At 59.5% G+C, this 13,439-nt stretch carries 12 protein-coding genes; 1 reads left to right on the top strand and 11 read right to left on the bottom strand.

The annotated features are described in order from the left end of the window. The 10 genes from BLV61_RS01180 to BLV61_RS01135 all read right to left on the bottom strand — a co-directional run bounded on the left by BLV61_RS01180 (window position 1) and on the right by BLV61_RS01135 (window position 11,709). Window positions 1–1,014 carry an iron ABC transporter substrate-binding protein gene (locus tag BLV61_RS01180; protein ID WP_090461937.1) on the bottom strand — a complete coding sequence of 338 codons (1,014 nt, stop codon included), beginning with the start codon at window positions 1,012–1,014 and terminating at the stop codon, window positions 1–3. A 313-nt stretch (window positions 1,015–1,327) separates the two neighbouring features. Then, window positions 1,328–2,986, bottom strand: coding sequence for a lipid IV(A) 4-amino-4-deoxy-L-arabinosyltransferase (gene arnT, locus BLV61_RS01175; RefSeq protein ID WP_244159768.1), 1,659 nt, complete (start codon window positions 2,984–2,986; stop codon window positions 1,328–1,330). Window positions 2,987–3,201: 215 nt separating this feature from the next. Further along, complete coding sequence (gene pmrG / locus BLV61_RS01170; RefSeq protein ID WP_425272094.1) at window positions 3,202–3,876, bottom strand: lipopolysaccharide core heptose(II)-phosphate phosphatase PmrG; 675 nt, start codon at window positions 3,874–3,876, stop codon at window positions 3,202–3,204. Between the two features lie 299 nt (window positions 3,877–4,175). Then, window positions 4,176–4,718, bottom strand: a complete 543-nt coding sequence (locus BLV61_RS01165) for a PqiC family protein (protein ID WP_090461933.1) — start codon at window positions 4,716–4,718, stop codon at window positions 4,176–4,178. Between the two features lie 17 nt (window positions 4,719–4,735). Then, the gene (locus BLV61_RS01160; protein WP_090461931.1) at window positions 4,736–6,412 is read right to left on the bottom strand and encodes a PqiB family protein; all 1,677 of its coding nucleotides are present in this window, start codon (window positions 6,410–6,412) and stop codon (window positions 4,736–4,738) included. Next, window positions 6,393–7,049: a paraquat-inducible protein A gene (locus tag BLV61_RS01155; protein WP_090461929.1), complete on the bottom strand. Its 657-nt coding sequence runs from the start codon at window positions 7,047–7,049 to the stop codon at window positions 6,393–6,395. The genes BLV61_RS01160 and BLV61_RS01155 overlap by 20 nt, the downstream gene beginning before the upstream one ends. Next, the gene (locus tag BLV61_RS01150; RefSeq protein WP_090461927.1) at window positions 7,046–7,642 is read right to left on the bottom strand and encodes a paraquat-inducible protein A; all 597 of its coding nucleotides are present in this window, start codon (window positions 7,640–7,642) and stop codon (window positions 7,046–7,048) included. The genes BLV61_RS01155 and BLV61_RS01150 overlap by 4 nt, the downstream gene beginning before the upstream one ends. Window positions 7,643–7,813: 171 nt before the next feature. Then, the gene (locus BLV61_RS01145; protein ID WP_090461925.1) at window positions 7,814–9,115 is read right to left on the bottom strand and encodes an NAD(P)/FAD-dependent oxidoreductase; all 1,302 of its coding nucleotides are present in this window, start codon (window positions 9,113–9,115) and stop codon (window positions 7,814–7,816) included. Next, on the bottom strand, window positions 9,112–10,200 hold the full coding sequence (locus BLV61_RS01140; RefSeq protein WP_047529279.1) for a polyamine ABC transporter substrate-binding protein: 1,089 nt from the start codon (window positions 10,198–10,200) through the stop codon (window positions 9,112–9,114). Before BLV61_RS01140 ends, BLV61_RS01145 begins: the two co-directional genes overlap by 4 nt. Window positions 10,201–10,350: 150 nt before the next feature. Continuing rightward, a complete protein-coding gene (locus tag BLV61_RS01135; RefSeq protein ID WP_090461923.1) occupies window positions 10,351–11,709 on the bottom strand; it encodes a glutamine synthetase family protein in 1,359 nt (452 codons plus the stop codon). Between the two features lie 161 nt (window positions 11,710–11,870). Between BLV61_RS01135 and BLV61_RS01130 the strand changes: the two genes are divergently transcribed. Further along, on the top strand, window positions 11,871–12,815 hold the full coding sequence (locus tag BLV61_RS01130; protein ID WP_047529276.1) for a helix-turn-helix domain-containing protein: 945 nt from the start codon (window positions 11,871–11,873) through the stop codon (window positions 12,813–12,815). Here BLV61_RS01130 and BLV61_RS01125 read toward each other — a convergent pair. After that, on the bottom strand, window positions 12,812–13,408 hold the full coding sequence (locus tag BLV61_RS01125) for a helix-turn-helix domain-containing protein (protein WP_047529274.1): 597 nt from the start codon (window positions 13,406–13,408) through the stop codon (window positions 12,812–12,814). The genes BLV61_RS01130 and BLV61_RS01125 overlap by 4 nt on opposite strands. Between the last annotated feature and the right edge of the window lie 31 nt (window positions 13,409–13,439).

Below are 13,439 nucleotides of genomic sequence, written 5' to 3'. Positions count from 1 at the left end.
TTAAAGTAGTCCGGCCTGAGTCATGAGCTCCACGGCTTTCTTGCTGTCGAGTTTGGAAGCATCGACAGTTGGCGCGTCAAGCTGCTGCAAAGGCACCAGTTTTGGGTTGGATTGAGCATTCTTGCCCACGGCGTATTCAAACGAATTGCCGTTCTTGAGCGTGTCCTGGCCTTCCTTGCCCGTCACGTACTTGAGGAATGCCTGGGCTTGTTCCTTATGTTGGCTGGAGGCGAGGACGCCGCCGCCCGAGATGCTGACAAAGGCACCCGGATCCTTGTGTTTGAAGTAGTGCAGGGCGGTGTTCTGGCTGTTCTCACCGGTCTTGGATTGATCGACCAGACTGTAATAGTGGTAGATCACGCCGCTGTCGATCTGCCCGGCATTGACCGCCTTGAGCACCGAGCTGTTGCCCCGGTAGGCGGTGAAGTTGGTTTTCATTGCCTTGAGCCATTCAAGGGTCGCGGCTTCACCTTTCTGCTCCAGGATGGCGGCGACGATGGCCTGGAAGTCGGCACCGCCCGGCGATGCGGCCCAGCGGCCTTTCCAGGCTGGCGCAGCGAGGTCCATGATCGATTTCGGCAGTTGTGTTTCCGGCAGCTTGCTCGGGTTGTAGACGAATACGGTGGAGCGTGCGGCGATGCCGACCCATTTGCCGTGGGCCGGGCGGTAAGCGGAGTCGACTTGCTCCAGGGTGGTTTTGTCGACGGGGGCGAACAGACCCGCGTTATCGACCAGGACCATGGCTGGAGAGTTTTCAGTCAGGAACACATCGGCTGGCGACGCGGCGCCTTCCTGCACGATCTGATTGCCCATCTCGGTGTCATCACCGTTACGCAAGGTGACGGGAATACCGGTTTCCTGGGTAAAACCTTCGACCCACGCCTTGGTCAGGCCTTCGTGCTGCGCGTTATAAACCACAATACCGACGCTGTCGGCTGCATACACGTGGCCGGCACTCACCAGGGCGGTGGCCAGCAGGGCTTTTTTCAGGAATGACGGCAAACGGGAAATCATGCGGTGGCAGCTCCGGCTTTTAAGAATCGAACACGTAGAGTTGACGAGGATAGGGCGTCGCTCAGTGTAGTTCAATAGGAATCATTTGCATGTTTGGCGGGCGAATGTAGTGCGGAGAATGAGAAAAAAACGTCAAAAAAATCGTTAATTCCTGTCATTTAACGCTTCTGCGAAGGCCGGTAACGGCTCAAGCACGGGCTTTTGCGCAAAGGACTCGCGCAGCGTTGCCCTGGCCCCGAAAAACCAATGCAGCCCTGACGCAAAAAAAAACCGAGAACCCGTCGAGGGTCTCGGTTTTTTACATCAATCGCCGTCAGGGCCGGCTTTGCGGGAAGATCAGCACTTCCAGGTTGCCGCGTTGAAAACGCTGGCCGTCGATGGGCAGTAATTCGACTTCCTGAATTTCATCGACACTGTTGACCCGCATCACCACGCCGACCGAACCCTTTTTGCGTGCCTCGGTCATCCACTGCCCGACGTTTTCCTTGGTCACCTTGCGCGAAGCCATGGCCGGGTCGCTGAGGCCGTATTTCAACTCGCCGGTGATGTTGTAGAGATCGACCTGTGGGCGTTTCATCAGCCAGGACAGCGCCGAGGCCGCACCCAGGTCATTGCTGAGTAATGACGTGGTCTGCTTCAGGCTTTCCAGGTGCTCGGCGATAAACCGGTCGGGCATTTTGCTGTCGACAATCTGGCTCGGCATGGCGGCAGGCAGCAGCGCGACCAGCAGCCAGATGCCAAGTGCCGGCATCGCCCAAAGCTCCAGGGGGCGCAAGATCTGCAAGGCGTTGGCGATGATCCAGCCAACCAGCACGATGTACACCATGGACAGGCTGAACATCTCGGTATTTGCGTAGATTTCCCTGGTCGCCTGCAGGTAGAGCAACGCCAGCAAGGCGCCAGTGGCTATGACGACATTGAGCCAGCCGTTGATGCGAATCGTCCGGCCTCGCGCATGGGCCAGCAACTCGGTCACGGCATGTCCCATCAACACTGCCAGCGGCAACAGGCACGGCATGATGTAGGTCGGCAGCTTGCCGCTGCTCATGCTGAACACGGCCAATGGCAACAATAGCCAGAGCAGGAGAAAAGCAAAGACCGGTTGGCGTTTGTTCTTCCAGGCCTCGATGAAAGTCGTTGGCAACATCGCAGCCCACGGCAGACTCGAAACCACCATCATTGGCAGGTAGAACCACCAGGGACGAGCGTGTTGTGCGTTATCGGCGGCGAACCGGCGCACGTGTTCGTTCCAGAAGAAGAAGTTCCAGAAATCCGGTTCTTGGTGGTGGATGGCAAGCACCCATGGCAGGCACACGATGATCGCAACGAGCACCGCCAGTGAGCCATAGCCCAACATTTCCTTGAAACGGCGCTGCCAGAGCATATAGGGCAGGGCGATCAGCGCCGGCAACAACCAGGCGAGAAACCCCTTGGTCATGAAGCCCATGCCACAGGCAAAGCCCAGCAATGCCCAGGCCCCCAGCCGACCACGGCTCGTGCGACTGTCGATGGCGAACCACAGCATGACCAGGCTCAAGTTGACCCAGAGCGTAAACTGCGGGTCCAGGTTGGCGTAGCCGGCCTGGCCGGCGATCAGCCCGAAACTCATGTAAAACAGCGCGCACGCAAAACTTTTGCGCGGATCGTTCCAGAAACGGCGGCTGATCAGGTAAACCAGCCAGACGCTCAGGCCGGTACTCAACGCCGACGCGATCCGCACCCCGAACAGGTTGTCGCCAAACACCGCCTGCCCGATGGCGATCATCCAGTAACCGGCAATGGGTTTTTCGAAGTAACGGATACCCATGAAGTGCGGTGAGACCCAATTACCGCTCAGCAACATTTCCTGGCTGATCTGGGCATAGCGGGTTTCGTCGGGAATCCACAAGCCATGGGACATCAGTGGCAGCAGGTAGAACGCCACGAACGCCACAGCCAGGGCACACAGGATCCAGCGCTCACTGAAAAGCATTGGCCGGGAGGCATTACGGGGCAAGCCGTCAACAGATCGGGGTAAGGAAGGGTGGTGCGTCATTGCTCGTCCTTGGTACTCGGAAGTTGCCTGCAAGTATGGGCAGTTTCAGGTTGTTGGCCGACGGTGCAGAATTTATTACGTGTCATTTAGTTTCAGCGAAAACTCAATAAAGGGGAGTGCACTCACCCGTGCAACTAAGCCTGATTGTTGTTTCAGTGTTTTTGATTAGACAGCAAGTGCCAGTCTTCTGCCTTGACAATGCCGACTATCTGAAGCTCTCCATCGTTCGCGATGTGCACGAACAATGAACTGCCATATTCACTGGTTGCGGCATGTTTAAAGCCGGTCTGGGCTTCAAAATCGCTGATGCATCCGCTGTGCGTTACCAGTACCAGATTGTGTCCGGCACGCTTGTGCGCCACGACGTCATTGCGCAGGGTACTGCCACAAGTGGCTAGCCAATCCTGGGCCTGCGCGTCTTTGCCAAACATGTAATAGGCGGTTTGCATCGTGCGGGTCAGCGGGCTGGAAAGGACATCGGCCTGCGTCATCCCCAGGCCCAGAAAGCCTTGCCCGACGGCCTTGGCCGCTTCACTGCCCAGGCGGGTGATGCCGTCAGGCGGCCCCAGGCAAGGGTTGGTTGAGCGGTCACAGCGTTCAGCATGGCGCACCAGGACGACCACCTCACCAGCTGCCCATTCCTGCAACAGTTGAGCCCTGATTTGCGTTCCGGCGTCCACCAGATTGACCGGGGATTTTTGCCACCAGACAAAGCCGGTCACCAGCGCGGCAACCAACAGCACACCACCGAGCGTCAGCAACGATTTGAGCAGGCGCTTTGCCTGAACGGGGGGCTGCGATCCTTTGTGCGAAAAGCTGTTGATCAAGTTCTTTCTACCTGCGGAGGCGCATTTGAATGTGCTGTTAATAACAGGATTCAAACTGCGCAGAATGAGTGCCTCATAACCAAGAGGGCGATTTAGTCGCGGTGAAAACTAAATCCGTGCAGGTGTCGGGGGGGTGAAATGAATGTGAAAAAAACGCAACGATGCTCAAGCGGATAACTTAGTGGGTTATTGGTAACACTTATCTTTTACTGGGGCATAACGCGCAGTAGAACTGAACGGAGATCAACCGGCTCAACGGCGATCCCGTCACCGTTGAGCGCCGAGCCTGTGCAAGGTGATCAGGCTGACGGACAACTCGAGCGCGTGCCCGAGGCGGCCTGGCTGATCAGCGCAGCGAGGCGTTTAACGTTGTTCTGTTGTGCCGCCACCAGTTCATCGATGGATGGCCCGGAAGGGGTCTGCAACGTACTGCGACAGGTCATCAGAATCTCCTCGCCGTTGCGCAGGCGCCATTTCACATCAAGGAGTCCGTATTGGCCGGGGATCGAATCAAAACGCTGTACTTCCAGGCGCACCGAGAGTTTGCGTTGCGGATTACTGTTGACCATCTGATCGAGCAGGGCACTGCGCAACTCATCCACCAGGCTCGCCCCCCACCACTGGGTTTCGAGGATCGCCATGCCCGTATTGCCCTCGCGCACGACGATCTGTGGACGATCGACCTGGGGCGGGACGATCAGGCTTTCAATCCGGATATCTGTCGTTGATCCCGGACTGCTCAGTTGGGCCGGGGTCAGGGTGTGGAACTGTATCGGATCGCTGCGGCAGGCGGCGAGCACTGCCAACGCTGCGATCAACGTCATCTTCAGCGGAAAAACCATGGGTGAGGCTCCTCTGGTCATTTGCTCGGTGGTCCTTGCAGATCCATCGGCGCGGCGTTGTCGGGGCGACCGCGAATCAGGGATTCCGGATGCCGTCCCAGGTAGTCCGCCAGATCACGCAATGAACGGGATGTGCGCCCGAGTTCGTTCAGGGTCTGGTCCAGTTTTTCCCGTTGTGGCGAATCATCGGCCAGGGTGGAATGGGCCGATTGAAGCGTCGAGTTGGCTGTTTGCAGGGTCTTGCTCACGTCCGTAAGCGTGTTATGCACCCCAGGCAAGGTCTTGGCGTTGAACTGCCCCAGGCTTTTGCGCAATTCGACCAGGTTGCTGTCGAGATTGCTGGCAATGCGCTCGATCGGCAGTTGATTGATCTTGGCGACCATGGCTTCGAGTTTTTCCTGCAGTTGTTCGAGGTTGCCAGGAATCGTAGGAATCATGACCGGGCGCATATTGGCATCGAAGGTGACTTTTTCCGCTTTCGGGTAGAAGTCCAGGGCGATGTACAACTGGCCGGTCAACAGATTGCCGGTGCGAGCCTGGGCGCGCAGGCCGTTTTCGATGAAGGAACCTATCAGCCGCACACCGCCGGCTTCATCGTTGGGGTCATGATTCAGGGCCTTGAGCATTTTCTGATGAGCCTGACCCAGGCGTTGTGGATAGATCACGATCCCGACGTTGACCGGGAAACTGCGTTTTTGCGCGTCGAAATCGAGATTGACTCCGACCACCTTGCCAATCTCCACGCCCTGGAATTCGACCGGAGCATCAACCTTGAGCCCGCGCAAAGCCTGATCGAAGCGCAGGGCGAGGTATTGCGCCTTGCCATTGGGTGGGGCCAGGGCGGTTTGCTGGTCCTCGAATAATTCATAGGTATATTCCTCCGCGGCCGGCTTGTCGTTGGGACTGTATTCCGGCGCACGGAAGGCAATGCCGCCGACCAGCAAGGCAGACAAGGATTCGGTCTTGACCGCGAAGCCGTTGGCGCCGACGTTCACATCGACGCCACTGGCATTCCAGAAACGGGTGTTCTCGGTGACGTATTGATCATTGGGGGCGTGGATGAACAGGTCGATGTTCACCCCCTTGCCGTCAGGGTCCAGCGCATAGGCCACGACCTGGCCGACCGGGATCTTGCGGTAGTACACCGGAGAGCCGATATCCAGCGACCCCAGGTCCTGCGTATGCAGGGTGAAGCGTTTGCCCGGTTCGCCGTAGGTGATGGGGGGCGGGTTTTCCAGGCCCTTGAAATTTTTCGCCCTGGCATTGGCCAGGCCGATATCGGCGCCAATGTAATCCCCGGACAACAGGGTATCGATGCCCGACACCCCGCCGGCGCCGATACGCGGGCGTACTACCCAGAATTTTGAGTCTTCGCGGGTAAAACTCTCCGCCTGCTTGGCCAGTTTGACGGTCGCATTGACGCTTTTCTGGTCGTTGCTCAGTTCCACGTCCGAGACTTGACCGATCACCACGTTGCGGTATTTGACCTCGGTCTTGTTCGCCGTCAGGCCGTCACCGGTCTTGAAGGTGATGGTGATGGTCGGCCCTTCCTGCAGGATGCTGTGCACCACCAGGGAAATGCCCACCAACACCGCGACAATCGGCACGATCCAGACCAGCGATACGTTGAAACGGCGGGTCTTGATCGGCGCCGGCCCAGGCACCTGTGCCCCTTCAGTGGCTAGTTGCTTCATCCGTGACCTCCTCATTGTGTGGGGCTTGCGGTTTTTCATCCCAGATCAGACGCGGATCGAAACTCATCGCCGACAGCATGGTGAACACCACCACTAGGCCAAAGAACAGAATGCCGGGCCGTGGCTCGATATCGGCCAGGGCTTGAAACTTCACGAGCGAGGCCACCAGGGCCACCACTATCACGTCGAGCATGGACCAGTAACCAATGACCTCGACGAAGCGGTACAGCTGTGATCGTTCCTTGCGTGCCCATTGGCTGTCGCGTTTCACCGTCACCAGCAATAACGTAATGGCCACGAACTTGACGCCAGGCACCGCGATGCTGGCGATAAAAATGATCAGGGCGATGTCCCAGGCACCGGCCTCCCAGAACTCCAGCACGCCACTCATGATGGTGCTGTCGGCGCCATGGCCGACCATTTTGGTGTTCATCACCGGTAGCAAATTGGCCGGGATGTAAAACACCAGGGCGGTGACCAGGTAGGCCCAGGTGCGGGTCAGCGAATTGGTTTTGCGCCGGTGCAGCGGGGCGCCGCAGCGCTCGCATTCGTGGGGCTCGTGGGTCATGTCGCAGGCCAGCCCGCAGCTGTGACACAGGCACAAGCCGAGTTCACGGGCCACCGGAGGCGTTGTCATAGGATGTCCCAGAGTTCGCGAATGTCGCGCCCGGCAATACGGATCATCAGCAGGCTGAGAATGGCCAGGGCAAACAGGCCGATCCCCGGCAACACATCGAGAAAACCGGCGAGTTTGATCACCGCGACCATTGCCCCCAACAGGCAGACTTCCAGCATGCTCCAGGGCCGCAGGGTTTCGAGCCAGCGCATGCAAAACTTGAAAGCGGGCGAGCGTCGGCCGGCGAGGGCGAAACCGAGGACCCAGATCAGCAGAAACAGCTGAAAGATCGGCGCGATGATCATGGCGATGGCCGCCACCATGGCGATGAACGTGATGGGCCCCAGACTCAGGGCCAATACCGAATCCCAGAGCGTCGCGCTGTTTTTCAGGCCCTTGAGACTGATGCTCATGACCGGGTAGAAATTGGCGAAAATCCACAGCATCAGCGCGGTCAGGGTCAATGCCAGACGCTGCTGGAGCGTCAAGCCGTCATAGCGCTGCAGCACCCCGCCGCAGCGTGTGCACAGGGTTTTCTGGTGTTTGGCGAGCGTGACTTTCTCGTACACACAGTCGCAGTGCTCGCAAATGATCAGTGGGGCAGTCGTCGCCATTGGCCAAGCTCGACAGGAGGCAGGAATGAATGAGCACCTCCTCAATATAGAAGTGACTGGCCATTGAGCAAATCGAAAGGCTATTTGACGACTGAATGAAGCTGATTGCTCAGCCAGATACCGGTGGCGAGTGGGCTCGCCACAGGATGGGTCTATCTCTTGAGGCCAACCTCAGCCCAGTACTTCACGCAGGCGATACCACAACATGCCGAGCGCCAGCAGTGGCGAACGCAGAACGCGGCCGCCGGGGAAGGTCATGTGCGGCACGGCGCTGAACACGTCAAAGCCGTGGCTGTGACCCGCGTGAATCGCTTCACCCAGCAACCTGGCGCACCAGTGGGTCACGTTCAGGCCATGTCCGGAATAACCCTGGGCGTAGAACACATTGGGATGCTGGCTCAAGCGCCCGACTTGCGGGAAGCGATTGGCGGTGATGCCGATCATGCCGCCCCATTGATAGTCGATACGCACATTCGCCAATTGCGGGAAGACCTTGAGCATCTGTGGACGCATATAGGCCGAGATGTCTCGGGGATCGCGCCCCGAATAATGACAGGCACCGCCGAACAGCAGGCGCCGGTCGGCGGATAACCGATAATAATCCAGGCCCACTTTCTGGTCGCACAGGGCCAGGTTTTGCGGAATCAGTTGTGAGGCGAGTGCTGCCGACAACGGTTCGGTGGCGATGATATAGCTGCCCGCCGGCAGCACTTTGCCGCTGAGTTTCGGCTCAAGCTCTTCCAGGTGAGCGTTGCAGGCCAGTACCAGACTGCCGGCGCGCACCGTGCCGCCGGCACAACGCACCTGCACGGTACTGCCATGGATCAGCTCCAGCACCGGGCTCTGTTCGAAGATCCGCACGCCCAGGGACTCGGCGACTTTCGCCTCGCCCAGCACCAGGTTCAGCGGGTGCAAATGGCCCGACCCCATGTCGACCAAACCACCGGCATACACACCGGAGTTCACCACCTGCTCACGGATCTGCCCCGGTTCGATCAGGCGGGTTTCATGGGCGTAACCCGACGCCTTCAGCCCAGCGTATTCGGCTTTCAGGCCGGCGAACTGCGCCGGGGTGTTGGCCAGTTCGCAAAAGCCCCAGCGCAGGTCGCAGTCGATGCCATGCTCTCGGATACGCTGGCCCACGAGCGCCACCGATTCGACACCGGCCTGCTCCAGATAGCGCACGCCGTCGGCACCGATGTGCCGGGCGAAACCGCTGACGTCATGACCGATCCCGCGAATCAACTGGCCACCGTTGCGCCCGCTGGCGCCCCAGCCGATCCGCCGGGCTTCCAGCAGGATCACCGAGAGCCCGCGCTGGGCCAGTTCGATGGCGGTGTTGACGCCGGTGAAGCCGCCGCCAATCACACAGACATCAGCGACCAGGTCCCCGGCCAGCTCGGGCCGGGGCGCCATGCCCCTGGCCGAAGCGGCGTAGTAGGAGAGCGTGTGTTCCTGGGTGTACTGGTTCATTGATTGGACTTCACTTTGCTCCAGGAACGGGTCATCAGACGCATGATCGACTGTGGAGGGGTGGTGGAAATGTACAGTTTGTCGAGCACTGCCTGGGAGGGATAAACCTCGGGATTGTTCACCAGCTCCGCATCCATGTACTGCTTGGCGGGCGGATTCGGGTTGGCGTAGCCGACCGAGGCGCTGACCTTGGCAATCACCTGTGGATCGAGCAGGTAATTGATGAAGGCATGGGCTTGTTTCGGGTTACTGGCGTCGGCCGGGATCGCCAGCAGGTCGAACCACAGGTTGGCGCCTTCCTTGGGAATGGCGTAAGCGATGTTCACGTTGTTCTTGGCTTCCTTGGCCCGGTTGGCGGCCTGGAACACATCCCCCGAGTAACCGAACGCGACGCAAATGTCGCCATTGGCCAGGTCCGACACGTACTTGGAGGAGTGGAAGTAGGTGACGTACGGACGGATGCTCAACAGCTTGGCTTCGGCTTTCTTGAAGTCCTCGGGGTTTTCGCTGCGCGGGTCCATGCCCATGTAGTTGAGCACCGCCGGGAACACTTCATCCGCCGAGTCCATGATCGACACGCCGCACTGGCTGAGCTTCTTGATGTTTTCCGGTTCGAACAGCACGGCCCAGGAGTCGATGTGATCGATGCCCAGCACCTGCTTGACCTTGTCGACGTTGTAACCGATGCCGTTGGTGCCCCACAGGTACGGCACCGAGTGGGCGTTAGCCGGATCGTTTTTCTCGAGCAGCGCCAGCAGTTTCGGGTCGAGGTTCTTGAAGTTCGGCAGTTGCTCGCGGTCCAGCTTGAGGAACGCGCCAGCCTTCACCTGGCGGGCGAGGAAGTGGTTGGACGGCACCACCACGTCATACCCGGTCCGCCCGGCGAGCAGTTTGCCCTCCAGGGTTTCGTTAGAGTCAAAAACGTCGTAGACCACCTTGATCCCGGTTTTGGCCTGGAAGTCGGCGAGGGTGGTCTCGCCGATGTAGTCGGTCCAGTTGTAGACGCTGACCTGTGGCTGAGCCTGGGCCACGGCGCTGAACAAAACAGTTAGCGCGACCGGAACCACGGACTTCAATAGACGCATAGCGACACCTCTTCGAATTATTGGATTTTCAGGCGTTTCTTCATTGTTCTGGCGGCCGTCATCGCGAGCAGGCTCGCTCCCACAGGGGAATGCGTTTCAAATGTGGGAGCGAGCCTGCTCGCGATGAGGTCTGTGTGGGCGAAGCAGGTCTCAGACGCTGAGCATCAGGAATTCACGCTCCCAGGAGCTGATGACCCGCTTGAAGTTTTCGTGCTCGGCGCGTTTGACCGCGACATAGCCCCGCACGAACTTGCTGCCCAGATAACGGCCGACGGTTTCGCACTCTTCCATCTGCGACAGCGCTTCCTCGATGGTGATCGGCAGGCGCAGGTTGCGGCGTTCATAGGCGCGGCCCTGAACCCCGGCGCTTGGTTCGACGCCCTCGACCATGCCGAGGAAACCGCACAGCAAACTGGCGGCGATGGCCAGGTAGGGGTTGGCGTCGGCGCCTGGCAAGCGGTTTTCCACGCGCATCGCCTCCGGGCTGGAGGTCGGCACGCGCAGGCCGACGGTGCGGTTTTCTTCGCCCCATTCCACGTTCACCGGTGCCGAGGTGTCCGGCAGGAAGCGGCGGAACGAGTTGACGTTCGGGGCGAACATCGGCAGCACTTTCGGGATGTATTTCTGCAAGCCACCGATGTGGTGCAGGAACAGTTCACTCATGTTGCCGTTTTCATCGGCGAAGATCGGCTTGCCGGTGGCAATTTCCACCACGCTCTGGTGAATGTGCATGGCACTGCCGGGTTCATCGCCAATTGGCTTGGCCATGAAGGTTGCCGCCACGTTGTGCTTGAGCGCGGCTTCGCGCAGGGTGCGTTTGAACACCGTGATCTGGTCGGCCAGGTCCAGGGCGTCACCGTGACGGAAGTTGATTTCCATCTGCGCCGGGCCGTCCTCGTGGATCAGCGTATCGAGGTCCAGTCCTTGCAATTCGCACCAGTCGTAGACGTCTTCGAACAACGGGTCGAATTCGTTGGCGGCATCGATGGAGAACGACTGGCGACCACTTTCGGCGCGTCCCGAGCGGCCCATCGGTGCCTTGAGTGGCAAGTCCGGGTCTTCGCAGCGCAGGGTCAGGTAGAACTCCATTTCCGGCGCGACGATCGGCTTCCAGCCCTTGTCGGTGTACAGCTGCAGGACTTTCTTCAGCACGTTGCGTGGCGACAGTTCGATCGGGTTGCCGAACTTGTCGAAGGTGTCGTGAATCACGATGGCGGTCGGTTCGATGGCCCATGGCACGACGTACACCGCGTCGGACACCGGCTTGCAGACCATGTCGATATCGGCCGGGTCGAGCAGGTCGTAGTAGATGTCGTCGTCGACAAAGTCCCCGGTTACCGTTTGCAACAGCACACTTTCCGGCAGGCGCATGCCTCGCTCATGCAGGAACTTGTTGGTGGGTGCGATTTTGCCGCGTGCAATGCCGGTCAGGTCACTGACGACGCACTCGACTTCGGTAATCTTGTGATCTTTCAGCCAAGTGAACAGCTGATCGAAAGGGACATTCATAAAGACCTCGTTATTGGTTTTATTAACGCCAGGAGAAGCCGATTTCATCTTTCGGACACTTCCCCTGTAGCGCGTTGACGACTATCTTGGGCGAGCCTCGCCGTTCCATCTATCCACTTTAAGCAGCACAAAGCGCACCAAAAGAGTGCGCCAGGTCAACCATGACAGCCCCTACGACAGTGTTTAATCCGTTACAGGTTCAAGCGTTCAACACCGCCGACGTGGCCGAGCAAATCCGCGCCACACCCGGTTGGGTCCAGCATTACCAACAGATGTCGCCGGGGCATTTCGCCGGTCTGGTGCGCTATCTCGACCTGCAAGGCGTGGAGATTTACGAGGAACACATGAACACCCGGGTCGAGCAGAATTTCAGTGCGCCGCAAGGCTCGCTGGCGTTCTGCTTCGATCGCAGCGACAACGCGCTGTATGTGCTCAATGGTGAAAGCCGCAACATCTGGATCACCCCCGAGAACTACCAGGAAATCGCCGTGGTGTTCGGGCCGGAGTTCGTGCAGCGCCACGCGCTGGATGTGGCCAGGCTCGAAGGGCTGTTCATGGCACCCCTCAATTCGCAGCAGAATGCGCTGTTCAGTCGCTGGCTCAGCGGCACCCTGACGCGCTTGTCGCAGACCTTCGACCCGCCGAGCCGCGAGGCGCTGACCCAGCAGTTGCTTGACGATTGCCTGTTCATCCTCGACAACGCTTGCGTGTGCCTGGACCAGGGCGCCTTGCAGCGCCGGGCGGGGGAGCGGGCGATCATGAAGCGGGTAGGGGAATGGGCGGCGGATACCCCGGAAGAACACCTCAATCTGCTTGAGCTGTCCCAGGTTGCGGGGGTTTCACTGCGCCAGTTGCAGCACGCGTTCAAGACGTTCACCGGCATGGCGCCGACCCAATGGCTGCGCCTGCGTCGCCTCAACAGCGCCCGCCGGGAGTTGCTGATCAGCACGCCGTCGCAAACCACCGTCGCCGAAGTGGCGATGCACTGGTCGTTCTGGCATCTGGGGCGGTTTTCCAGCAGCTATCGCGCGCTGTTCAAGGAGTTGCCGAGCGACACCCTCAAGCGTGTGAGTGTCGCGCAGCCGGGTGGCCGCGGGCGTCGTTAGAAGGTCGGCGGGGTAATCACCCAGATCACCACCGCATCGACGTCCCCGGGGTTGCCGTAGCGGTGCGGCTCCTGGCTGGAGAAGCTGAAACTGTCGCCTTCGTTGAGCTGGAAGTAGCGCTCGCCGACCCATAACTCGAAACGCCCCGAGAGCAGGTAACCCGCTTCTTCGCCGTCGTGGCTGTAGCTTTGCTGGCTGTAGGTGCCGGGAGGGAAGCGCGAATGCAGCATTTCCAGGTGCTGACTGGGCTGTGGCGTCAGTAACTGGTCAATGATGCCGTCCTCGTAGTGCACGCTCAGGCGACTGTTCTTGCGCACGACAATGCCGTCATCTTCGGGCGCGGTGACCGCTTCGCTGGCGAAGAACCACTGGATGGTCACCCCCAGGCTGCGGGCGATATTGAACAACGCCGGAATCGACGGGTAGGCAAGGTTGCGCTCCAGCTGGCTGATGTAGCCGGCGGTCAGCTCGCTTTGTTGCGCCAGCTCCGCCAGGGTCATGCCCCGGCGTTTGCGCAGGCCACGAATCCGCGTGCCGAGAAAATGCGGTTCGGCGCTGCCGGTGGCGGGTTGTGGGGTGGTGCTGTTGCTCATGGTCGATTCCGAGCCGGTGGCTACGCTCCGC

This window comes from Pseudomonas mohnii, from assembly GCF_900105115.1.
GTDB lineage: Bacteria > Pseudomonadota > Gammaproteobacteria > Pseudomonadales > Pseudomonadaceae > Aquipseudomonas > Aquipseudomonas mohnii.
The sequence above is the reverse complement of the archived record's forward strand: the minus strand, read 5'-3'. Positions and strand labels throughout refer to the sequence as shown.